Genomic DNA, 20805 nt, shown 5'->3' with positions numbered 1-20805 from the left:
TCACGGTTCCTTTCGGATATAAAACGGGCGGTGATATCACCGCCCGTTTTCTTTTTGTCTGCTGGAATTTTATTTCGTCCAGCGATCCAGCCAGCCTAAAACTTCGGTGTGCCACTGCACCGAATTCTGCGGCTTGAGCACCCAATGGTTCTCGTCGGGGAAATAGAGCAGCTTGCTTTCAATGCCCTGACGTTGCAACGCGGTGAAGCTGCCCAGACCCTGCGCTTCCGGAATGCGGAAGTCGTGGCCGCCATGGATGACCAGCATCGGCTTCTTCCAGTTCTTCACCTTGGTTACCGGATTGAACGCTTCATAGGCTTCCGGCTTGTCATAGAAGGTGCCGCCATGTTCCCATTCGTCGAACCATAATTCTTCGGTCGCATAGCCCATACCACGGGCATCGAACACACCGTCATGATCGACCAGACATTTCCATGGCTCGTTCCAGCTACCGGCGATCCAGTTGATCATGTAGCCGCCATAGGATGCACCTAATGCGCAGGCCTTGTTACCGTTGAGATAGGGATAATGCGCCAGTGCATAGGCCCAGCCCTTTTGCAGATCTTCCAGCGGGCGATCGCCCCAATGCTGGCTGATGCTGTCGGTGAAGGCTTGTCCGTAACCGGTTGAACCATGGAAATCGATCATCACCACGGCATAACCCGCGTTGGCATAAACCTGCGGATTCCAACGATAGCTCCAGCCATTGCCGAACGAGCCTTGCGGACCCCCATGGATCAGGAACGCCACCGGATAGCTTTTACCGGCTTTGAAATTCGCCGGTTTGACGACATAGCCGTGGACAATTTCTTTGTTCCAGCCGGGGAAGGAAAACTGTTCCGGCTCGCCCCAGGCCACGCCGCCCAGCGCCGTGGTGCTGACATGGCTGATCTGTACCGCTGCGCCGCCGTTCAGCGGCAGGGTGTAAAGCTCGTTCGGGCTTTTCAGGCTGCTCTGTGCAATGACGATCCCTTTGGGGCCAACATCAAAGGCGCTTACCGTGCCCTGATCGGTCAGTGCGCGGATGGCCCCACTGGCAATATCAATGGCAAACAGTTTGTCCTGACCCATGTCTTCGGCTGTGGCGTAGAGCGTTTTACCATCCGGTGCAAAGGCGATGCTCTCGGCGGAACGGTCCCAGCCTGCCGTCAGTTCGCGCACGGTCCCGCTTTTTTCATCGCGCAGCATAATGGCGAAACGGTCCGCCTCGAACCCGGGGCGCTTCATTGCCCGCCAGGCGGACCAATGGCCATTGGCAGAAAACGCCACGGCGGCATCCCATGCCTTGTTGGCGGTCGTCAGGTCTTCGGGCTTGGCCCCACCGTTCAGTGGTACGCGCCACAGATCGAAATTGGTTTTCCACGGTTCGTCCTTACCGGCCCATTTGGCCGAGAAGACCACCGATTTGCTGTCGGGCGTAATGGTGAAATCTTCGTCGCCACCAAACGGTTTGGTCGGGCTGTCGCCGTCGAAACCGGTCATCAGCGCCACTGGTTCGCCAGCCTTGCCTGCGTCGTCGAGTTTAACTGCATACAGATGATTGCGGGTGCCATCGGCCCAGGTATCCCAATGGCGCACGAAGAGGCGGTCATAGACCTGACCGGCACTTTTGTTTGCCGCCTTGGCGTCAAGCCTTTCCTTGGTGCAGGCCAGTGTCTGGCAGTCAGGAAAGACCGCCAGTGCGATCACCAGGCTTTTGCCGTCGGGGGCTATTTTGAATGCCTCGACACCCAGTGGCAGGTTGGTGACCTGTTCGGCGCTGGCACCGCTGATATCGGTACGGAAAATCTGGGTTACGCCGCCGGCACGCGACGACAGGAAATAGATACTTTTGCCATCGGGGGAGAAGCGGCCACTTGAGGCGCCGCCTTCCGAAATGGCCAGCCGTCGCGCCGCTTTGCTGTTTACATCAAGCAGCCACAGCGACAGGGCACCCTTGTTGGCGGCATAATCGACCTGGCGCAGGGAATAGAGCACATAGTGCCCGTCGGGGGAAAAATGCGGATCATCAAGCCGGTCCATCGTCGCCATCATTTTGGCGTCGAAGATTTTAGCCGATTGGGCATTGGCGGCATAGGCCGTTGCCGGCAGGGCCAGCAAAAGGGCAAGTGGCAGGCTGTACCAAGATTTCATCAGGCGTATCCCGAATGTTTCGTGAAGGGACTTTGGGCGCAATGTTTTTTGCGCGTGCTGGGCGGCAGTTTAGTGCCAGCGGCCGCTGGCGAAAAGGCCGCCGGGGGCATGGAGGATGATAATCCCCGAACAAATTGCCGCGAGCTTAGGCACGCCCACCCTTTTGGCATTTTTTGACGGCTTTTTAGAGTGGTGGGATAAATTATGCGCCTATATGTTATTGTGTGCATAGTCATTCTGCTGTTACGCCACTCAAGCCCCTAGAAGGGAAAGAAAATCTTCTAATTCGGCGATATTTTGTTGCCGTAGATGGAAGTCAAGGTGGTGTGCGCCATGCGTGCTCAAGAGGGTTCTGCCCCGATTGCCAGGGTGGCTGTTATCGGTGCCGGTGCAATCGGCAGCGTTGTTGCCGCGGCGCTGGCCCGGGCAGGGCACCGATTAAGTCTGTGTGTGCGGACCGCGCTGGACCATTTGACCGTCGAACATGATGGCAACGCCTATATCGTGCCTGCCGATATTATCACCGATCCGGCAGCGGCTGGGGTGATGGATTGGGTCTTCGTCGCCACCAAAACCCAGGACACTCCCGGGGCTCAGGGCTGGTTCGACCATATGGTCGGGCCGAATACCCGCATTGTGCTGCTACAAAACGGCGTTGATGGTGTGGAAATCGTCCGTCCGCTGGTGGGATCGGCGGTGGTGATCCCCTCGATTGTCTATATTTCAGCGGAGCGGGTGGCCCGTGGTCATGTGATGCACTTCTTTGGTACCAAGCTGGAAGTGCCGCAGACCGATAATACCGCCGCTTTGGTTGATTTACTGGCACCGGGCGGTATTGATATTCATCCGCAGGCGGATTTCATCACGGCGGCTTGGCGCAAGCTGATCTGTAATGTGGCGCTTAATCCGATTACTGCGCTGACCATGCAACGTTTCGGGGTGTTTCGTGATCCGGCCATTCGCGATCTGTCGGCACAGATTATTCGTGAAGCGGCGTTGGTTGGTAATGCCGCAGGCGCGCATTTCACACCGCAAGAGGTTGCGCGGATTGCCGACTATTGTACCGAATTATCGCCCAAGGGCGGCACCTCGATGCTCTATGACCGCATGGCTGGCAACCGGTTGGAATATGAGCATCTGACCGGCACCATTGTGCGGTTGGCGCAGCGTTATGGCATTGACGCGCCGTACAATATGGCGATTTACGCCCTGATTGCGGCGCTGGATGCATCGCTGCAGTCGGCCCCCGCGCCGGTGGCGTTGGCTGCGGCCAATGACCAAAGCGAATCCGCCCGCGCCGTCTAAACCGTGGGGCGGACTTTGAGGGGGACTGCGGTGGTGTATTTGGCTTCGAGCAGCGTCACCGTGGACTGAATATCGAGCACGCCGGGCAGCTTCAGAATCGTCGAAAAGACAAAGTCCTGATACCATTTCACGCTGGGGGCAATGACCTTCAGCATGACATCCTTTTCGCCGAACAGGGTGTAACATTCCATGATTTCGGGGATCTCGGCGACGGCGCGAAAGAAATCCTCACACTGTTTATCGGCCTGTGTCGACATTTTGACCTGGGCGAAAACCTGCATCAGAAAGCCGAGTTTCTGCCAATCAACCAAGGCGACCTGGGCTTTGATATAGCCTTCCTCGCGCAGGCGCTGGACCCGGCGCCAGCAGGGCGATTGCGACAGCCCAACCTTTTCCGCCAGCTCGGCGGTCGAAAGTGAGGCATCCTTCTGCATCAGAGCGAGGATTTTATAGTCAATATTGTCCAATGCGTCGCGCATAGAAATTGTCCGCCATAGCGTGGGTGCTGCATAAAAGATGTTTTGGCTGAGCCCGTCAAGAATATCACATGCAATGCGATCAATGGCGGGTTCCGATGATGAATATATGCCTGAAAGACCTATAAATGATACACATTAATAATGCGTGTATCGGTATAATTTTAGATTATACATCCCGTTGTACAATTGCGGCGTGTGCGGAGCGCATAGACTGTGTTGGTCGCTTTTTTATGCCGACAGCGCCTTAAACATCCATTTACAGCCGTGAACCGAGCGATCAGATTGCTTGTGGGGCCCGCACATGGTTGGGAGTAATGATGAATCAGTTGCCTTTGATTGACGGCGAAACGGTGTGTCGCAATTTAAGCTTTGAAACTGCGATCGCCGTGGTACGTGAGGCGATGCAGTCTTTATCGGGGGGAGATGTCGCCCAGCTGCTGCGCAGCTTCGTGCCGGTCAAGCCCGGGCATATTTTCGCTCTAATGCCTGCCGCTGATCGGCGTAGCGGCTATTTTGGTGCCAAGCTGGTCAGTGTTTTTCCCAATGCGGCTGGCCAGGTGCAGCATGCCGGCATGATCGTGCTGTTTTCCCAGGAAAGCGGTCAGCCGGTCTGTTTGGTTGATGGTGAGGAGGTCACGCGAATCCGTACCGCTGCCGCCAGTGCTGTGGCCACCGATGCGCTGGCCCACCATGATGCCGGGGTGTTGGCAGTGCTGGGCTGCGGCAAGCAGGGCCGTGCCCATATCGAAGCCATCGCCACGGTACGCCCATTACGTGAGGTTCGGGTTTGGGACATGGTGCCCGCGCGGGCCGCGGCCATGGCGCAGGAGCTGAATGCCAGCGGGCGCTGGCGCGTGATGGCACCGGAGGATGCGCAAAGCGCTGTGCAGGGGGCCGAAATCATTTGTACCGTGACACCAGCGGTCGAACCGGTTCTGCATGGTGCCTGGGTGTCGGCCGGGGCGCATGTCAATGTCGTCGGCTCCAGCACGCCGGGGCCACGTGAGATTGATTGTGATCTGGTGGTGAACAGCCGCTTTTTCGTCGACCATCGTGAGCACGTCCTGCTGCATGGCGCGGAATTTCTCGAAGCCAAAAACGCCGGGGCTATCGGCGATGATCACATTCTGGGTGAAATTGGTGCGGTGCTGAACGGAACGTGTGCTGGCCGCTGTAATGGCGATGAAATCACGCTGTACAAATCGCTCGGCCATGCCGTGCAGGATATTGCGGCATCGGCCTGGCTGTATGAGCATCTGTATAAATAGCATTGGCAATTGGCAAAGGCACAGTTTCTGTTCAGGCGCTGCTCTAATTTCATGCAGTGATCCGTGTAAGGCCGATAATCAAGCTGTTTTATAGATAGCTGTTCTTGTTTTGGTTGTGTCTTTTCGCGTTCTGTATTGCGGTGTGTAGGGGCGTTGTCGTGCATGCGGATGATTTAACATTCATCTGCTGGCGTAATTTGCGTCGTTCGGGGGGTATTGCAGATGAATTTTGCGCAAGATCCGATTTTACCGCATGGCTCAGCTATCCTGTGCATTACTAATCGTTGTATTGAATTATTTTTTCGCACGGGTCTGGGATATAGTACTCCTGCGGTTGCAGTCAATCGTGCTTCTGTGCCCCAAATGACTGCTGATATTCTATGCAACTTTGAAGCTGGAATGCGTTCCTGTGGAGATAAAATAAGGCGATTATACACGCTATTAAGCCACGGCATGCTGTAACGCACGATCGGATACTGGACAGTCGCCAAACTTGGGTGGAAGTTTAGTACATCTAATATGTGCGCCCGGTTTGCGTGTCGGCAGCCTTAAGCACCCGGTGGAGATGGTTATGCGACGTACTTATTCTGCTCTTGCCATAATGGCGTTTATTGCTTTGACGCCTGCAATGGCTACGACCGGTGTGGCATCGTCTGCGACGGAGACTGAGAAATTCAGTGCCATCGCCAATGGGGAAGATGTCGGTTATGTGCTGGTAAAGCACAACGGCAGCTCTGTCGATGTTGATTATCATATCGACGAGAATGGTCGTGGCCCCAAACATCACGAGACAATTCAGCTTGGCAAGGATGGGGTACCACTGCGTTGGGCGATTGATGGCACCTCGCTGATGGGCGGGACGGTGCATGAGCAGATGCAGTGGGCCGATGGCGTACAACGCTGGACCAGCCAGGCCGATCATGGCGAGGAAAAACGCGCCACCCCTAAGCTTTATATTGCCAATGACACCAACCCATGGGCACTGGCGCTCTATGCTGCCGCGGCATTGCGTGCGCCGGGGCAACGTCTGGATGTTTTGCCAACAGGCCGCATTACAGTTGAAAAAATCCGCAGCGTTGCGCTTGGCAGTGGTAAAACCGCCATTACGGTTGATGCCTATATCTTAAGCGGCATTGATATGACACCGGATGTCATTCTGCTGGATCGTCAGCGTCGGCTGTTCGCCACCGTGTCACCCGATCTGGTGGTGCGTCAGGGGTATGAGGGTGAGGCGGCAAAGCTGGTTGCCTTAGGTGAGGATCTCTCGCTGGAGCGGTTACAGCGGCTGCAGCAGCAGACCGCTCACCACTATGATGGCCCGGTGCGCATTCGTAATGTCCATATCTTTGACCCGGCGACATTGCAGGTTGGCCCACTGTCCGCCGTTGTAATCTATCGCGACCGTATCACCACGGTCGAGCCCAATGGTGCACCGGCGGTTACTGATGGCGAAACCATCATTGATGGTCAGGGTGGTACGCTGGTTACCGGCATGCACGACATGCACGCTCATGTCTCTGCCTGGGATGGGCCGTTGTTGATTGCGGGTGGCGTAACCACGGTGCGTGATCTGGGCAATAATAATGTCAACTTACAGGCCATGATGCGGTCGATTGACGGTGGCGCGCTGATCGGGCCGCATATCATTCCGTCTGGCTTTATCGAAGGGCGCAGTCCCTATTCTGCACGTGACGGTATTGTGATCGCGACGCTGGACGAAGGCTTGCGGGCCGTGCGCTGGTATGCCGACCGTGGTTATAATCAGATCAAGATATATAATTCGATGAACCCAGCCTTTGTTGCGCCTCTGGCAGCCGAGGCGCATCGGTTGGGTCTGCATGTGGTCGGCCATGTCCCGGCTTTTGCCACGCCGGATCAGATGATCGAGTCCGGGTATAACGAGATTACCCACGTCAATCAGCTCATGCTAGGCTGGCTGCTCAAACCCGGCGAGGATACGCGTACCCCTTTGCGGCTGACGGCGATGGCCCGTGCCGCCGATCTGGATCTGAACAGCGCCCCGGTGCAGCACACACTGGATCTGATGCGTCAGCATAATGTTGGCTGGGATACAACGATCTCGATTGTTGAGCAGCTGATGATGAGCCGCGCCGGGGAGGTGCCTGCCAATGCGGCGGCCTATATCGATCATCTGCCGATTGGGGTACAGCGTTACAAGAAGCGTTCCTATGTCAACTTCAAGGATGATGCGGAAAAAGCGACGTATGATAAAGCGTTTCGTAAGGTGCTGGCGACAATGGAACTGTTCCATAACGCGGGCATAAAGCTATGGCCGGGAACCGATGCGGCCAATGGTTTCACGCTGCATCGCGAGCTGGAACTTTATACGAAAGCTGGCATATCCCCGGCCGAGGCGCTGCGCATTGCGACATATGATTGCGACGCCTATCTTAACCGCGACCAGAATTTCGGCACCATTGCCCGTGGCAAACAGGCTGATTTCTTTCTGGTGCCGGGCGATCCGTCGCAGGATCTGACGCAACTTGATAAGATCCGTATGGTGGTCAAAAGCGGCACGATTTATTATCCGTCCGAAATCTATCAGGCCTATGGCATTGTGCCCTTTGCGCCGCCGCCCCCCGTTGTGGCCCCATCGGAAAAAGCAAAATGACTTTTCGTACCAGTTGCAGTCTTCTGGCCTTGCTGGGCAGTTTTGCCGCTGCACAGGGTAATCCCGCAATCCATGTTCGGCTAAAGCCTGTCATGCTGGATGGCGTTGTTTCTGCTGTGGCAGTGGAAACCCGTTTCGATACGGATGGTGCGCCGCTGGCACCGCTCACCGTATCGGAAACGCTGGGGCCATTGTTCCATATTGCGGATCGTATCGGCCCGCTTGCGGCGCAGGATGATGCCGGTCCGTTGACACTGACGATGTCGTCCGGGTTGCGCAAAACCGATGAGGCCACCCCGCTTGGCGCCAACGTGCGAATCTGGACGCCATCGCGGCCAACAAAAGGGATGGTAACAATTCGTTATACCGCAGCGGTTTCGCATGAAATGCTGCCCGGCCCCTCGTGGGAAGTGCGGTCTGAAACACGCGGGGTAAGTGCGGCGGGCAACACCTTCCTGCTACTGCCAGATGGCGATACGAAATATCACGTCACCCTGAACTGGGATTTGTCGGCGCTGCCCCGTGGTGCGGATGCCATCAGCAGTTTGTCGCCGGATGCGGCGCAAAACCCTATCACGACCGAGGCGTTGCGCAGTACCTATTTTATGGCGGGGCGTTTGCAACGCCTGCCAGAAACCGGCGGGCCGTTCCATGCTGCTTCGACTGCCGACACGCCTTATGACCAGATGATGCTCTTGCAATGGGCGGGCAAGGTCTATGGCAACATGCTCACCCTGTTTGGTCCGCCGCAGCAACATGATTTTACGGTTTTGCTGCGCGGCAGTCAGATCAGCCGGATCAGTGGTACCGAGCTGCCCGGCGCACTGATGGCGACCTTTATGAAGGATACGCCGCTGTCTGAGGTGCAGAATCTTGCCGCGCATGAAATGGTCCATGTTTTTATGGGCGGGCTTGATCCCGAAAGCTGGTACGAAGAAGGCCTTGCGGTGTCGTATCAAAGCCGCGCTTTGTTCATGACCGGTATGATCGATAGCAACGCCTATATCGCTGACGTTAATCAAACGGCGCGGACCTATTACAGCAATCTGCGCAGCGATATGCCGATGAAGGAAGCTACCGCCAGCTTCTGGACCGATGCGCGGGCGCGGCTGCAATCCTATGTTCGCGGTGGGCTTTATATGGATCTGGTCAATGCTGAGCTGAAAGCGAAAACCGGCGGCAAGCGCAACCTCGATACGGTGATGCACGAATTTATCGCCGCGCGTAATGCGGGCCAGCCGGTGACAGTTGATGCCTGGCTGAAACTGCTGACCCGGGATCTTGGGCCGCAGGTGGTGGCCGATAACACGGCGATGCTGGCGGGCAAACAACTGATGCTGCCATCCAATGCATTCGGCCCCTGCTTTACCCGTGTTTCGGAAAAAATGCCGGCTTTTGAACTTGGCTTTGATATGGCCAGCCTGATGCAGCAGCCCCGTGTGATCAAGGGGCTGCAGGCGGGCTCCCCGGCGGCCAAATCCGGCCTTAATGAGGGTGATGTGGTCGTGCGGGCGACGCCGCTGGATACCGCGCAGGAAAATGCGGCAGAGCCTATGATGGTGGCGATCGAACGCGACGGTAACGTCATCGAATTTCACTTTGCCCCGCGCGGGCGCATGCTCACCGGCTATCAGTGGGTGCGGCTGCCTGCCATACCGGAAGCCGGTTGCCGTTTATGACGGTGGCGCGCTCTGAACGGATCAGTTTGGGGCGCGTAAATTTCAGCAAAATTTGTTTTTTGCTATCTTTAAACCGGGAAAAAACTTTCGTGGGGCCTGCCTGATGCGCTAAACGCGACAGAATAATTCCCCCCGACTGTCCTATGATGGCGGGTGCTTTCTTTCATATTCGACAGGTCAGGCTATGACGTCACACAACAGTTTCTTTGCCCATTTCCAGCCCCAACCGGCGGATCCCCTGCTTAAGCTGATCGGCGAATATCGCAGCGATCCGCGCCCCGAAAAAATCGACGTCGGCGTCGGCGTTTTCCGCGATGTCGCGGGTAATACCCCCGTTCTTAATGTGGTCAAGAAGGCCGAGCGCATTCTGTTCGAGCGACAGACCAGCAAATCCTATCTCGGGCCGGAGGGGAATATCGCTTATGCTCACGCGCTGAAGACGCTGGTGCTCGGCACCGAAGCCAATGGGCGCACCATGGCGATTCAGACCCCGGGTGGTACTGGGGCGCTGCGTCTGGCGCTGGATTTGATTGCTGCGTCGAAATCCGGCGCAAAGCTGTGGGTCGGCACGCCAAGCTGGCCCAACCATTATGGGCTGGCCGCCGCGGCCGGTGTCGAGGTTTGCCGCTATCCGTTTTTCGATCAGAAGACACAGAAAGTTTTGTTTGAGGAAACCGTCACTGCGCTGCAAAAGGCGGCGGCGGGTGACATTGTGCTGTTCCACGGCTGTTGCCATAACCCAAGCGGGGCTGGGTATACGGCGGCAGAATGGACCGTGCTGGCGGATCTGGTGGCCGAACGTGGTCTTATTCCGCTGATCGATCTGGCCTATCAGGGCCTGGGCGACGGCTTTGATGCCGATGGGGCGGTGACGCGTCAGTTCCTGCGCCGTTGCGATGAGGTGCTGGTGGCCTATTCCTGCGATAAGAATTTTGCGCTGTATCGCGAACGGGTCGGCGCCTTGTTTGTGCGGGCGACCAATGCGGCGGTGGCCGAAACGGTGTTCTCTAACCTGCTGGCGCTGGCGCGCACCAACTGGTCGATGCCGCCCGATCATGGCGGTGCAGTGGTGCAGACTATTCTGGATGACGCCCGGCTGTGTAACGACTGGTATGCCGAGGTCGAGATGATGCGCCGTCGTATCGCCGATGTGCGCACCCAGCTGGTCGAAGCCGATGCGGCCTTTGCCGCTATCGGTACGCAGCGCGGCATGTTCTCTTTGCTGCCGCTGTCGGGCGAGCAAGTGGCACGGCTTAAAAGCGAGTTCGGGATCTATATGGCGTCGTCGGGGCGTATCAACGTGGCCGGTTTGACGGCGGCGAACATTCCCCATTTCGTGGCGGCATACCGCGCGGTGATCTGATAAAAAATCCCCCTCATGGGGATCATGAGGGGGATTTTTTCTATTTAGAACTCACCGGGCTTAAGATGAAATGTGTCGGGATTTTCCGGCGATTCAATATAGAGCAGCCGTAAGACGTCGGGGCGCTCTTCAGCCTTCTTATCCTTCTCCGCCGGGGCTTTTTCCGCTTTTGCCTTCTTGGCACCCTTTTCCGCTACAGCCGGCTGCTCGGCCTGACCTGTCTGACCAGCCGAGAATACCTCGAGTACCATGCGGCCTTTGGCATCGACGCCACGGAAGGCCAACACGCTGCCATCCTGCATCTTGCCATCGATTACGGTCTTTTCCGGCACCAGCGGCAGGCTGCGGAAATAATCGCGCAACGTCATGGCCGCGGCGGCCACCGCCCTGCCATTGACCTGATGCCACAGCACGCTGACCTGAATCAGTTTATGGCTGCGATAGCCCAGCACATAGGAAACCAGGGCCGGTCCGGTATCGGGTAATAAGTTGTCAACCTTGACGCTGAGGATCGCGGTCTTTTCCAGCGGGTGGATTTCATGCTGGACCTGATTGGCCTTAATGCCGAAATCGGTGGCGATGGCACCCAGCAGAGCCTTTTCGTCCATGCCGAATTTGGCCGAACGGAAACCGTCAATGTCCGTTGTCTGGACGTCTTGCGGCTGCTCCACGGCGGCGACCGGGCTTGTCGGCGTAGCATAGGCCGGGGCCGCCAGGGCCAAAAGCCCCATCAGGACGGGGCCAGCAAAAATCGGGGCGGCGAATAGGCGTTTCATGTCTTAAAACCTCACATCTTCGGCCAGAACAGGCCTGTCTATGTACCCCCATCGCTGCGTGGGCGCCAGATCGTCCGGGCTTTGACGGGGGGCTTTTGGATTACGGTACTGCAATACTGGTAAAAAATGCGGCCTCATCCCAGTGCAGCACTGCGATGGGGGACGAAATTGGGCTTTTGTTCATATCCAGCCCAGCGGGCTGATAGAACAAGTCCAGCGTGTTTTGACGTTGCCACAGGGCCTGGTCGTAGACCGGTTCCCACGAACCGGGATTGTCATCGCACAAATCGATATGCGCCCAATGCCGTTTGTTGGTTGACCAGTAAACCTGGATACGGTTGCTGCCATCGGTAATGGGCTTGCCCGCTGCGCTGTAGCGGGTGATGACCAGCACGCGCCCGGCCTTGTCCATCAGCACAATGGGGCGGGCCAGTTCGCGGACATGCTGCGAGCTGAGATCCTGCGCTTCGTAATCGCCGCGGGTGGTGATCGGGCTTATCTGCCAGTGGTGATCCTGTGGCCAGGCCAGCATGTATTCGCGTCGGTGATTGTCGTTTGCCGCATCCGGGGCCCACCAGCTGGCAATCAATGGCGTGCCATCCCGTGCCACCGTCATAGCGGTCTGATTGATTAAGCTGGAGCCTTGCGGCAAGGCCAGTATCCGGGCATGGGCCATGGCGCTTTGGCGGGTGATGGTGGGGCCAAGGTTTGCGCCATCGGCGGCGATCCAGCTTTTGCCGCCATCTTCCGAGCGAGCCACAAACAGATCGTGATTGCTTTGCCAGTCGGGCGTTTCGCGCAACGTCCAGCTGGCGAACAGCACGCCTTTGCCATCATAGGCGAAGCTGTTGAGATAGGCGTTCATACTGCTGGCAATGCCGTCGACCATCGGGTTCGCCACCCGCTGCCAGCGTCCGGTTTGGCCATCAAGGCGGTTGATATATTCGTTGCCGTTGCCCGAACCGCCGCCGGCTCCGCCATCGCGATAGGCGAACATCAAGGCGCCATCGGGGGCGTGAAAAAACTCCGGATAGGTGACTTCTTCCTCGTTACGGCCCAGCATGGTCCGGCGCAGCAGTGTCAGCTTTTGTTTGACGCCGAAACGGCGGCCCAGCACTGGTCTGGCGCTGACAGCATAATTCAGCGGGATGTTGTGCATGCCCCAGGCCAGATGCAGAAAGCCTTTGGCGTCGATCCCGGCAGCAATCAGATTGTGATCGTCCCGCGCCCCGGAATTGGAAAAGACATCTGGCACGGTGAACGGCGTCGCCACCACGTGCCAGCCCGTATCCATGTGTTTTGCGTGGCGGCCTTTACGCTTATGGCTGTTCGCGTCCACACCGGCTGCCGGGGCCATCGCCCGGCGGGCCACCATCAGGGGGACCTGATCGCCACTGACCGGGCCATAGAAAAAGGCAAACTGATAGCCGCCGTGACTGATCAGCGCATCGCGTGCCATCGAAACCGTGTTGATGTTGTTATAGGCGTAGCCCATGCCTACGGGCTGAAGTTGCACCGTGGCGGCGCGGGCGTCTTCCAGCCCCAGCCGGTACATCTCGGCCCCGGCGAGCAGAAATGCCCCCACACCAAAGGCCTGGGTGTCACTGGCCTTGACCGTGTCGGGGCCAACGCCGATCTGCTGCACCCAGCCTAAGCGGCCATCAGGCTGGATCGCCCGCTCCAGCGCGGCCCAGCCCCGCATCGCCGCCTGACGATAGCGCGGATCGGTCAGCAGCCCTTTGCGCACGCCATAGGCCAGGCCATAAGTGAAAAAGGACGTACCGCTGGTCTCCGGTGGGGTGCCAGCCGCCGGGCCGATCAGCGAGACCGGCCAGTAGCCATCTGGCTTTTGCAGGTCAATCAGGCGAGCCGACATCTGGCGGAACAGCGCCACATAGCGTGGGCGGGTGGGGTAATCCGGCGGCAGGATCTCCAACAGGCGGGCCAGCGCGGCATAGACCCAGCCATTGCCGCGGCTCCAGAACACCTTCTCGCCATGGGGACCGTGTTGGGTGAAATACCGACTGTCGCGGGAAAACAGGCTTTCCTGCTGGTTAAACAGGAATTCGGTGGTTGCCCAGAATTCGCGGTCGGCAAAGTTCAGGTATCGGGCGTCCCCGGTGACGGCGGAGAGTGCGGCAAAGGCGGGCGGGCCCATGAACAGGGCGTCGGCCCAGCACCAGCGGCGCTGACAGGCACTTTCGACGAAGGGCGGCGGATTGCTGCCATACGCCAGACTGTCCTGCGGGTTGGCGGCGATGATGGCGTCAAAACGGGCCCGGCTGGCAGCAAGTCGGGCCGGATCGGGCTGTTGCTGATAGGCCCAGATCCAGCTTTGGGCGATGGCGTAATCATCGGCATGGAAGGGGCGGCGCTCCAGTGCCCAATGCTGACGCTCCCCCGCTGTGGTGATGGCATCGGCAAAGCGTGGCTCGGGCGAGACATCGGCCAGCGCGGTGAGCCCGGCATAGAAAACCGCATAAACCCAGCCGCGCGGCGCCATCTGGTCGTCAGGCTGGGTGGCAACATAGGTGGTATCGAGATGGGCAAGCTGCCAGTCCGCCAGCTTTTGCGATTGGGCCAGAATCGATCCGGCACTTGCGCCGTAGGCCGCGCCGCCGGTCAGCGGCAGAAATGTTAGTAATGCCAGCACCGGCACCATCAGAAGGTGCCATGGCCGCCGCGCAACTTCAAAGGCTGGACAAATTTCCACACGCATATAGGTTGTTACATTAACCATACCCAAAATCCTCGCCCCGCTTATCCAGCTTTGTTTTTACATTCTTTTTGGGCCTTATCGGTCCCTTAAGACAAATGTATTTTTTGCCCTGCGATACTTTTTCTACCGGGAGTTTTGCAACTTTAAAATTTTTTGTAGACCTTGCGGGGGCAGTTCTGGCAGGACAAGCCCACGCCTAAGACAGATTCGAGAAGCAGTTACGTAAACGAGGTGGACGGATGCTCGGTTGGTTTCAAATCTTAATGCCTCAGGAAAATCGTTTCTTTGAGCTGTTCAATCGGCACGCCCAGACCATTGTCGAGGGCGCGGAAGCCTTCAGCCTGCTGCTCAGCGGCAAGGTCGAGCTGAAAGAAGGCTGCCGCCGGGTGGTGGAGTTCGAGAATAAGGCCGATGTCATCACCCGTGATGTGCTGACACTGACGCGCCGCTCGTTCATCACCCCGTTTGATCGCAGCGACATCAAGCTGCTGATCACCGCGCTGGACGATTCTATCGACCAGATGAAAAAGACCATCAAGGCGATCCAGCTTTATGAAGTGGAAAGCTTCGAGCCGGAAATGGCCGAAATGGGCGCCGTTATCGTTGAGGCCGCCAACAAGACGGTCGAAGCGGTCGGGCTGCTCGACGCGCTGCGCGATCAGTCGGTCAAGCTCAACGTCGTCACCGAAAGCCTGATCAAGCTCGAAGAAAAGGCCGACGATCTCTATGACCGCGGCATGAAGGCGCTGTATCTTCGCCACCGTCACGGCAACGCGATGGAGTTCATCGTCGGGATCGAGGTGTACGATCACCTCGAAAAGGTCATGGACCGCTTTGAAGATGTGGCCAACTACATCAGCAGCATAGCCATTGAGCAGGCGTAAGGTGAGGCCACACCGGTGATTACACCGCTTCTGATCCTACTGATCCTTACCGCGCTGGTCTTCGATTTTCTCAACGGCCTGCATGATGCTGCCAACTCGATTGCGACCATCGTGTCGACCCGGGTGCTGGCACCGCGCTATGCCGTGTTCTGGGCCGCGTTCTTCAATTTCATCGCCTTTCTGGTGTTCGGCATGCATGTTGCCCACACCATTGGCACCGGTATTGTCACGCCGAGTATCATCACCGATCAGGTGGTGTTTGGCGCGCTGATCGGTGCCATTGCCTGGAACGTCATTACCTGGATTGCCGGGATTCCGTCCTCAAGCTCGCATGCGCTGATCGGCGGTCTGGTCGGGGCCGGTGTCTGTAAAGCCGGGTTCGGTGTGATCGAATGGTCGGGGCTGGGCAAAACCATCGCTGCGATCTTCCTGTCGCCGGGTCTTGGCATGGTGCTGGCGCTGCTGCTGGTACTGATGGTGTCCTGGTTCATCTTCAAGCGCCGGGTGCCGCCCGCCCGGGTGGACGGCATCTTCCGCCATATCCAGTTTCTGTCAGCCTCGCTCTATTCGCTGGGCCATGGCGGTAATGATGCGCAGAAGACTATGGGTATCATTACCGCCTTGCTGCTGGCTCATGGTGTCGAAAGCGGCAGCTTCCATGTGCCACTGTGGGTGGTGCTCAGCTGCCAGAGCGCGATGGCACTGGGCACGTTGTTCGGTGGCTGGCGTATCGTGCACACTATGGGCTCGCGTATCACCAAGCTGTCGCCGTTCCAGGGTGTCTGCGCCGAAACCGCAGGCTCGATGACATTGTTTCTGGCCACCTATATGGGCGTGCCGGTCTCGACCACCCATACCATCACCGGTGCTATTGTCGGTGTTGGTGCGGCCAAGCGCGAATCGGCCGTGCACTGGAATGTGGCCAAGGACATCGTGATGGCTTGGTTCATCACCATGCCGGCGGCGGCGCTGATTGGCGCGGTTGCTTATGCGCTGTACGGCTTGTTTATCTGATTTCTCTTTATCCGGTGCGTTCCGGGGCTGCGGCCCCGGAAGCCTTGATCCTAAGACGCCAAAGCTTCTTGTGCCCGCGCGACAAAGCGTTTGGCCAGTGCGTGGTAAACGCCTTCGCGGCAGATCATTCTGGCAGAATATTTTGCGATCATTGCGGTTGCCATCAGGGGCAGCAGCATGCCGGAATTGTCGGTCATTTCCATGACAATGACGAAGCCGGTGATCGGTGCCTGTGTGACGCCGGTGAAGTATGCCACCATACCCAGCAGTGCGATGGTGCTTAATGGGGCGAGGGGGAATAGCTCGGCGATATCCGCCCCCAGTCCTGCCCCGATCGAGAGTGAGGGGGAGAAAATGCCACCCGGCAGGCCACTGATGGTGGTCGCGATGGTCGCAAGGAATTTGAGCGGCGTATAGAGAAACGCCATCGGGTGCTGGCCGTTTAAAGTCCCTCTGGCATAGTCATAGCCGGTGCCACTGGTCGCATAGCCTGTATAAAGCCCGCACAACGCAACGATCAGCCCGCACACGACGGCAAACAGGACGATGTGGCGGCGGATCCGCGCCCCAATCCTGCCCGGCAATTGCGTAGGGACGATCAGCATCAGTTTGGCGAACACAGCCCCCAGCAGACCGCCTGTCACGCCGCACAGCGGCACCATTAGCCAGCCGATGCCAAAATGCAGGACATCATGGCTGATGCCGAAATATGTGTAGTTGCCCATCAGCACCAGCGATGTGAAACCGGCCAGAATGACCGTGCCGAGTATCAGATTGCTGGTTTTCATTTCGAAGGACTGGCTCATCTCCTCGATGGCAAAAACAATGCCTGCCAGCGGCGTGTTAAAGGCACCAGCCACGCCCGCAGCAGCCCCGGCGAGGATCAGCCCCGCCTGCCTGCGGGGCGATAATTTTCCGGTCAGGAACATGATCGATGCCCCAACCTGCACGGTGGGGCCTTCGCGCCCGGCAGATGCCCCAAACAGCAAACCTGCTAGCGTCATCACCACTTTTCCCACCGCGGTGCTGAGGCCAACCAGTTTGCCACGCGCCTGCGGGGCCTTTAGGGCGCGGGCGGCGATGGCCTGAGGGATGCCTGAGCCCTGCGTGCCGGGAAAATAGCGGCTGGTCAGCCAGACCGTCAGTCCAAAACCCAGTGGGGTGATCAGAAGCCCGCTATAGCGCCAGCGTGCGGTAATATGGCGAAATGCAGCCTGTGCCGCATCTGATCCTATGGCCAGCGCTACCGCCGCTAGCCCCACCGCAAGGCCTCCGATGCCGAAAATCAGCCGCCTTTGCCAGATCAGGGATAGCGCTTTTACATGTTTAGGGTGGAAAATGTGTGGGTTGCAGTGCATGATCGTCATCTGTAAAACCCTATTCCCTACGTGGCAAGTAAGAGATACTTGATCTGTGCCCAATTTAAATGATAATGACTAGCAGGTTTTGCCCTTTGAAAGGATGCGTGCGATGTTGAAGCTCTTCGGTTTTGGCGCCAAGCCCGAGGCCAAGCAAATCCAGGTCGAGGCGGCCGAGGATACTGGTTGCTGTGGTGGCCATGGTCACCGTCATGCCCACCAGGCTGAGGTTGAGGAGATGGCGGGTGGCTGCTGTGGCGGCCACGGTCATCATCATGCCGCGCCGGTTCAGGTTGTCGAGGAAGACGAAGAAGACGGTTGCTGCGGTGGCCACGGTCACGGCGGCTGCGGCTGCAGCCATTAATTGGCCTTTGGTCCCTGAGATGACGCCTGTGGGAAACCGCAGGCGTTTTTTCTGCCGATTTCCAGATTGCTGCTGCCGCCCCGGTTGATGCCGCGCTGGTTGACGTGGGGTGTGCGGCGGATAGATAAGTTTTGCCCATGGTCTACCGCCTCGTCATGAGCCGTTCGCCCAATTGCGATGATCGCCCTGCCGGCACCGTGATCGATACGCTTGTGCTGCACTACACCGGGATGCCGACGGCTGATGAAGCCATTGCCCGGCTGTGTGATCCTGCCGCCGAGGTTTCCGCCCATTATGTCATTGACCGCAAGGGCTGTGTTTACGCCCTGGTGCCGGAAGAAAAGCGCGCCTGGCATGCCGGGGTGTCGTTCTGGGCTGGTAAGTCGGGCGTCAATGCCCGTTCCATCGGTGTCGAACTGGTCAATCCTGGTCATGAATTCGGTTATGTCCCGTATACGGATGATCAGCTGGAAAGCCTGACCGAGCTTGGCGGCGAAATTTTGCGCCGCCATCCTATTGGGCCACGCGGTGTGGTCGGTCATTCCGATGTTGCACCGGCGCGCAAAAATGATCCGGGCGAATTATTCCCCTGGGACCGTCTGGCTGCCGCAGGGATCGGCCTGTGGCCTGCGGATAGTGAAAGTCTGGCGCCGCTGCCGGTAGAGGATCTGGCCCGCTACGGTTATGGCCTGCCACCGGATTGTGATGTGCCGCGCGATGCGGTGATCCGGGCGTTTCAGCGCCGTTTTCGCCCCAGTCGTATTGATGGCTGGTGGGATGTCGAATGTGGGCGGCGGCTGGCGGGATTGCTGCGCGCAAGCGGTTCATAGCGGGGCGTTTAAAGACTGCAACTAAATTATGGTTTTGCGTCTTTGTTCGCGTTAAGGTTGCTGTGAAGCAATCTTGCGGGAGCAATAATGGCAAGGTCAACGGCTAACCGGGGCGACATCCGGCGCATCAACGAACATCTCTCTCAGTTCAAGACCGTCAAGCAGCACGTCCAGAACCACACCATCAACGAGCTGCAATTCTACCCGGCGCACAACAAGCGTAATGAAACGCCCGAATATGCTGCGGTTCATAAGCATATGACCAAAGATCTCGATCTGCCGTGTCTGGTCTGTGGCGTGCGTCGCTCTACTTTAAAAAATCCCCGGGCTAATCGCTGGGGGGCCAAGCAGATGGAAACCCATCACCATGTTATCGAATGGGCGCTGGCCAACGCGGTTGACGTGAAGAAATTCAATACACGGTTGCGGCCATTTCTGGCCCATCGCCACCCCAGTGATCCGGTCTGGCATTACGAAAAGCCGTTTGACCAGAAAAAGATCGCCGCATGGGTCGATCATTCCGAGCATAATCTGTGGGTGTTGTGCGATGTGCATCACCGCGCCCAGTATCTTGGCATTCACGAGATTACCTTCCCGATCTGGACGCCGATGGACCTTTATCTCGAGGATTTCGAGGCATGGGCGGCTACGGAAATTGCTAAGCTGCGTGGCAAGCCCAAAGGGGCTGCGGCTAAGGTCAAGGCCAAACGCGCCACCACGCGGCGGGGCGGGCGCAAGGCGGCGGCACGACCGGCAGCGGTTCTTGCTGGTGCCAAGCGGGCTGCGGGCAAGGCTGCTGCGCGCAAAGCCGTCACCAAAAAAGCACTGGGCCGTCATACCGTAGCCCGAAAAGCTGGAGCCAAAAAAACTGCTGCCGGTAAGGTTGTGGTTGTGTCGGCGGTTAAGCCGGTCGCGGCGCGTCGTGGTCGCCCGCCCAAGGTCGTGGCAGCGCTCCGTGGACGGAGGAAATCGGCATAATTTGCTATAAGACTTGCAGCCTTGAGCGGCGGCGGGCATACTTGACCCTGTCAGACGGTCGGATGGCCGCTTGCCGCCTTAAGGTGGTGAGAGGAAAGTCCGGGCTCCACGGAAAGACGGTGACGGATAACGTCCGCCGGGGGTGACCCCAGGGATAGCGCCACAGAAACGAACCGCCGAAATCACGCCCCCCGGGGCGCGATGGTAAGGGTGAAATGGTGCGGTAAGAGCGCACCGCGGACCCGGTAACGGGAACGGCAAGGCAAACCCCACCGGGAGCAAGACCAAATAGGGACGGCATATGCCCTTTTCCGGGGTGTCGTCCGGGTAGGTTGCTTGAGGCGTTTGGTAACAAACGTCCTAGAGGAATGGTCATCGCCCCGTCCTTTATAGGACGAGGTACAGAACCCGGCTTACAGACCGTCTGACGATTATTTTTTACCGCTCGCGGCATTGCCGCGACGGCTGCGCGGGGCGCGGGTGGATGCCTGCTGGCGTATGTCGGGCGTTATTTGGTGCCCGCTGCCAGACGCTGCAGCATATCGGTCAGGTGCGTTTGTTCATCGGGTGTCAGCGGCGCTAAAAAGCTATCCTGCGCTGTTTTTAATTTAGGGCCCAGTGTGCGGAACTTGGCGGCACCCTTGGGTGTCAGATGGACATTGTGCGACCGGCGGTCCTGCGGGTTGGTCCTGCGCTGTACCCAGCCTTCGCCCTCCAGCGCATCCAGAAACAATACCAGCGACGATTTTTCGATCTTGGTCATTTCCGCCAGTTTGCGCTGGCTCATCGCACCGGCATCGGTCAGTGCGCCCAGTATTGCCAGCTGGCCGACATGAAGGCCGCTGCCCGCAATGGCAACCACAATGCCTTCGCTTAAGCGGCTGATCGCCAGATGAAGCAGGTAGCCGGTGCTGGTGAGCGAGGGGGATTCCCGGCTTGGGCTTGCGGTATGGGGTGTAGAAACCGTCGTCATAAATGTTCCCAAAATAGATAGTCTAATAATAGACAATATACTGGTTCGGG

The 20805-nt window shown here is 58.0% G+C and carries 16 protein-coding genes and 1 other RNA gene; 10 read left to right on the top strand and 7 right to left on the bottom strand.

The features are described 5' to 3' along the window. Positions 1-69: 69 nt before the first annotated feature. Positions 70-2133: a dipeptidyl-peptidase 5 gene (locus ACZ5RI_RS14520; RefSeq protein WP_464513917.1), complete on the bottom strand. Its 2064-nt coding sequence runs from the start codon at positions 2131-2133 to the stop codon at positions 70-72. 333 nt (positions 2134-2466) lie between these two features. Between ACZ5RI_RS14520 and ACZ5RI_RS14515 the strand changes: the two genes are divergently transcribed. After that, positions 2467-3438 carry a 2-dehydropantoate 2-reductase gene (locus ACZ5RI_RS14515; protein WP_464513916.1) on the top strand — a complete coding sequence of 324 codons (972 nt, stop codon included), beginning with the start codon at positions 2467-2469 and terminating at the stop codon, positions 3436-3438. On the opposite strand, the gene ACZ5RI_RS14510 is transcribed toward ACZ5RI_RS14515, so the two are convergent. Next, positions 3435-3917 (bottom strand): Lrp/AsnC family transcriptional regulator, encoded by a 483-nt coding sequence (locus ACZ5RI_RS14510; protein ID WP_464513915.1) that lies wholly within the window; start codon positions 3915-3917, stop codon positions 3435-3437. The two genes, ACZ5RI_RS14515 and ACZ5RI_RS14510, sit on opposite strands and share 4 nt — an antisense overlap. A gap of 314 nt (positions 3918-4231) precedes the next feature. Here ACZ5RI_RS14510 and ACZ5RI_RS14505 point away from each other — a divergent pair, with 314 nt between their 5' ends. From ACZ5RI_RS14505 to ACZ5RI_RS14490, 4 genes are all read left to right on the top strand, one after another. Then, positions 4232-5185, top strand: coding sequence for an ornithine cyclodeaminase family protein (locus tag ACZ5RI_RS14505; RefSeq protein WP_464513914.1), 954 nt, complete (start codon positions 4232-4234; stop codon positions 5183-5185). Between the two features lie 628 nt (positions 5186-5813). Next, positions 5814-7817 carry an amidohydrolase family protein gene (locus ACZ5RI_RS14500; protein ID WP_464513913.1) on the top strand — a complete coding sequence of 668 codons (2004 nt, stop codon included), beginning with the start codon at positions 5814-5816 and terminating at the stop codon, positions 7815-7817. Next, complete coding sequence (locus ACZ5RI_RS14495) at positions 7814-9496, top strand: hypothetical protein (RefSeq protein WP_464513912.1); 1683 nt, start codon at positions 7814-7816, stop codon at positions 9494-9496. Before ACZ5RI_RS14500 ends, ACZ5RI_RS14495 begins: the two co-directional genes overlap by 4 nt. A gap of 184 nt (positions 9497-9680) precedes the next feature. After that, positions 9681-10859, top strand: a complete 1179-nt coding sequence (locus ACZ5RI_RS14490; RefSeq protein ID WP_464513911.1) for an amino acid aminotransferase — start codon at positions 9681-9683, stop codon at positions 10857-10859. A gap of 44 nt (positions 10860-10903) precedes the next feature. On the opposite strand, the gene ACZ5RI_RS14485 is transcribed toward ACZ5RI_RS14490, so the two are convergent. Further along, entirely contained in the window at positions 10904-11635 is a 732-nt protein-coding gene (locus ACZ5RI_RS14485) for a hypothetical protein (protein WP_464513910.1), read from the bottom strand. Between the two features lie 100 nt (positions 11636-11735). Further along, positions 11736-14375 (bottom strand): glycoside hydrolase family 88 protein, encoded by a 2640-nt coding sequence (locus tag ACZ5RI_RS14480; RefSeq protein ID WP_464513909.1) that lies wholly within the window; start codon positions 14373-14375, stop codon positions 11736-11738. 218 nt (positions 14376-14593) lie between these two features. Between ACZ5RI_RS14480 and ACZ5RI_RS14475 the strand changes: the two genes are divergently transcribed. Both ACZ5RI_RS14475 and ACZ5RI_RS14470 read left to right on the top strand, forming a co-directional pair. Continuing rightward, positions 14594-15238 (top strand): DUF47 domain-containing protein, encoded by a 645-nt coding sequence (locus ACZ5RI_RS14475; RefSeq protein WP_464513908.1) that lies wholly within the window; start codon positions 14594-14596, stop codon positions 15236-15238. 15 nt (positions 15239-15253) lie between these two features. Beyond that, entirely contained in the window at positions 15254-16252 is a 999-nt protein-coding gene (locus ACZ5RI_RS14470) for an anion permease (RefSeq protein ID WP_464513907.1), read from the top strand. 50 nt (positions 16253-16302) lie between these two features. Here ACZ5RI_RS14470 and ACZ5RI_RS14465 read toward each other — a convergent pair whose 3' ends face one another. Next, positions 16303-17619: a chloride channel protein gene (locus ACZ5RI_RS14465; RefSeq protein WP_464513906.1), complete on the bottom strand. Its 1317-nt coding sequence runs from the start codon at positions 17617-17619 to the stop codon at positions 16303-16305. A gap of 55 nt (positions 17620-17674) precedes the next feature. Next, positions 17675-17971, bottom strand: coding sequence for a hypothetical protein (locus ACZ5RI_RS14460; protein WP_464513905.1), 297 nt, complete (start codon positions 17969-17971; stop codon positions 17675-17677). Between the two features lie 140 nt (positions 17972-18111). Between ACZ5RI_RS14460 and ACZ5RI_RS14455 the strand changes: the two genes are divergently transcribed. From ACZ5RI_RS14455 to rnpB, 3 genes are all read left to right on the top strand, one after another. Continuing rightward, the gene (locus ACZ5RI_RS14455) at positions 18112-18804 is read left to right on the top strand and encodes an N-acetylmuramoyl-L-alanine amidase (RefSeq protein WP_464513904.1); all 693 of its coding nucleotides are present in this window, start codon (positions 18112-18114) and stop codon (positions 18802-18804) included. 87 nt (positions 18805-18891) lie between these two features. Beyond that, on the top strand, positions 18892-19782 hold the full coding sequence (locus tag ACZ5RI_RS14450; RefSeq protein WP_464513903.1) for a hypothetical protein: 891 nt from the start codon (positions 18892-18894) through the stop codon (positions 19780-19782). A gap of 50 nt (positions 19783-19832) precedes the next feature. After that, an RNA gene (gene rnpB, locus ACZ5RI_RS14445) (RNase P RNA component class A) lies at positions 19833-20214 on the top strand. A 76-nt stretch (positions 20215-20290) separates the two neighbouring features. Here the strand turns inward: rnpB and ACZ5RI_RS14440 are convergent. Next, entirely contained in the window at positions 20291-20755 is a 465-nt protein-coding gene (locus ACZ5RI_RS14440) for a MarR family winged helix-turn-helix transcriptional regulator (protein WP_464513902.1), read from the bottom strand. Between the last annotated feature and the right edge of the window lie 50 nt (positions 20756-20805).

The sequence above is a fragment of the Micropepsis pineolensis genome (assembly GCF_055392125.1).
This window is presented reverse-complemented; position numbering and strand designations above follow the sequence as displayed.

Coding starts and splice junctions, on each gene's coding strand:
- ACZ5RI_RS14465 (WP_464513906.1), bottom strand. CDS start 17,619: ATGACGATCATGCACTGCAACCCACACATTTTCCACCCTAAACATGTA.
- ACZ5RI_RS14480 (WP_464513909.1), bottom strand. CDS start 14,375: ATGGTTAATGTAACAACCTATATGCGTGTGGAAATTTGTCCAGCCTTT.
- ACZ5RI_RS14510 (WP_464513915.1), bottom strand. CDS start 3,917: ATGCGCGACGCATTGGACAATATTGACTATAAAATCCTCGCTCTGATG.
- ACZ5RI_RS14505 (WP_464513914.1), top strand. CDS start 4,232: ATGATGAATCAGTTGCCTTTGATTGACGGCGAAACGGTGTGTCGCAAT.
- ACZ5RI_RS14460 (WP_464513905.1), bottom strand. CDS start 17,971: ATGGCTGCAGCCGCAGCCGCCGTGACCGTGGCCACCGCAGCAACCGTC.
- ACZ5RI_RS14490 (WP_464513911.1), top strand. CDS start 9,681: ATGACGTCACACAACAGTTTCTTTGCCCATTTCCAGCCCCAACCGGCG.
- ACZ5RI_RS14485 (WP_464513910.1), bottom strand. CDS start 11,635: ATGAAACGCCTATTCGCCGCCCCGATTTTTGCTGGCCCCGTCCTGATG.
- ACZ5RI_RS14500 (WP_464513913.1), top strand. CDS start 5,814: ATGGCTACGACCGGTGTGGCATCGTCTGCGACGGAGACTGAGAAATTC.
- ACZ5RI_RS14515 (WP_464513916.1), top strand. CDS start 2,467: ATGCGTGCTCAAGAGGGTTCTGCCCCGATTGCCAGGGTGGCTGTTATC.
- ACZ5RI_RS14495 (WP_464513912.1), top strand. CDS start 7,814: ATGACTTTTCGTACCAGTTGCAGTCTTCTGGCCTTGCTGGGCAGTTTT.
- ACZ5RI_RS14450 (WP_464513903.1), top strand. CDS start 18,892: ATGGCAAGGTCAACGGCTAACCGGGGCGACATCCGGCGCATCAACGAA.
- ACZ5RI_RS14520 (WP_464513917.1), bottom strand. CDS start 2,133: ATGAAATCTTGGTACAGCCTGCCACTTGCCCTTTTGCTGGCCCTGCCG.
- ACZ5RI_RS14440 (WP_464513902.1), bottom strand. CDS start 20,755: ATGACGACGGTTTCTACACCCCATACCGCAAGCCCAAGCCGGGAATCC.
- ACZ5RI_RS14475 (WP_464513908.1), top strand. CDS start 14,594: ATGCTCGGTTGGTTTCAAATCTTAATGCCTCAGGAAAATCGTTTCTTT.
- ACZ5RI_RS14455 (WP_464513904.1), top strand. CDS start 18,112: ATGGTCTACCGCCTCGTCATGAGCCGTTCGCCCAATTGCGATGATCGC.